The sequence below is a fragment of the Flagellimonas lutimaris genome (assembly GCF_051494225.1).
In the GTDB taxonomy this organism is placed as follows: Bacteria; Bacteroidota; Bacteroidia; order Flavobacteriales; family Flavobacteriaceae; genus Flagellimonas; species Flagellimonas lutimaris_A.
This window is the reverse complement of the sequence record NZ_JBNPYE010000026.1, coordinates 1-1,276: the sequence shown is the minus strand read 5'-3', so window position 1 is coordinate 1,276 and position 1,276 is coordinate 1. Positions and strand designations below refer to the sequence as shown.

The window sequence follows — 1,276 nt, the reverse complement described above, 5'->3', positions numbered from 1 at the left end:
TATAACAGAAGAAGAATACACTCCTCTTTGGGATATAAGACTATAGAGGAAATTGAAATAGAATTGTATAATCAAAAAATAGCAGCATGACTCTTATCTAATTGTCCACTTTTTTGTTGCAAGTCCAGTATTGTCTCAGTTTTTCAGGGTCATCCCCGATCTGTTTCAGTTCCCCTTGGGAGGGACTGACCATAATGGAATAAAACTTGGGATCCCGTTTGGACAACTTAGAGGTATTGGCATCGATCTCGGCAATGACCCGTTGGGCATCGATCTGGTTTTCTGTCTGGTTAAAGAACAGTTCTTGGTCTTCGGGGGCCTTCCCTTCGTTCTCCTTTTCCAGATAGTTGACAAAGTCCCCGGAACTTCCCCGGTAACTGTCCCCCAATTGCTGGCGTGTGATGGCGATGTACATAGCTATAGATTTTTGAGTTTTGTGCGATATTGTTCAATGGCCCCGGGTTTCAGGTCTACTTTGAGGTGTTCCTTTCCGAAGCGGTTCTTGGCCACGGACACATGGTCCAGGACATGCCCAAAATCAGCCTTCAGTTCCTCCAGTTGTTCCTTCAACCGTTCATGCACGATCTTGGGCACCGTGGTCTCGGTGTCCAATAATTCAGGGTTGGCCGGGGTATTGATCTCGGTCAGTTGTTGTTCAAAAAAGTCAAAGTCCCCTTCCCATTCATCTCCTTCATTAGGTTCCAGTTCCTGTTCAAAGAGTGCCTGGATCATACTGACCGTGGGCAGGGTCTGTTCCTTTTCAATACTGCGCATGATGGCCACCATGGCATTGAAGCGGCGTTTGATGAGATATTTGAGGCTAGCGATGGTCTCGTGCATCCGTTCATCCGGTGAGATTCCATTATGATCAAAAAACTCCACCATGGCCAAGAGGGTCATGGAATGGGACTTTCCCTGCCGCTTGGAAAAGCTCTTGAATTTTTGGAGCACCGATATTTTGATGCATACGGTCCGAAACGGTTCCTTTTCGTATCCTTTGTCCATTTTTAGCTTAAAAATTCCTTGGTTTTACAGGCCTCAGCAAGTTTTTACGCTAAAAACGCCATTGGCCTTATGTTCTAAAAATTCCCAACCCCCCATAAACAGGGGCCTTGCACAGCAAACATGATCGATGGCGCCGCATTTGCGCGCTATCCTCTTGCTTCTCCCTTAGTTTAGCGCTGGCCATTTACATAGAGCTTTCTTTTAAGATTATAGTCATTTAAATGACTGTTGTCTTTAACTCGGGAATACCCTCGGTGACCGTAAGTGGCCA

The 1,276-nt window shown here is 45.8% G+C and carries 2 protein-coding genes; both read right to left on the bottom strand.

What is annotated here, in order from left to right; translation table 11 throughout:
* Positions 1–97: 97 nt before the first annotated feature.
* Positions 98–415, bottom strand: coding sequence for a DUF5712 family protein (locus ACQQ5U_RS19380; RefSeq protein WP_437400110.1), 318 nt, complete (start codon positions 413–415; stop codon positions 98–100).
* Positions 416–417: 2 nt separating this feature from the next.
* Positions 418–1,005 carry a BfmA/BtgA family mobilization protein gene (locus tag ACQQ5U_RS19375; protein WP_437400109.1) on the bottom strand — a complete coding sequence of 196 codons (588 nt, stop codon included), beginning with the start codon at positions 1,003–1,005 and terminating at the stop codon, positions 418–420.
* Positions 1,006–1,276 lie beyond the last annotated feature (271 nt).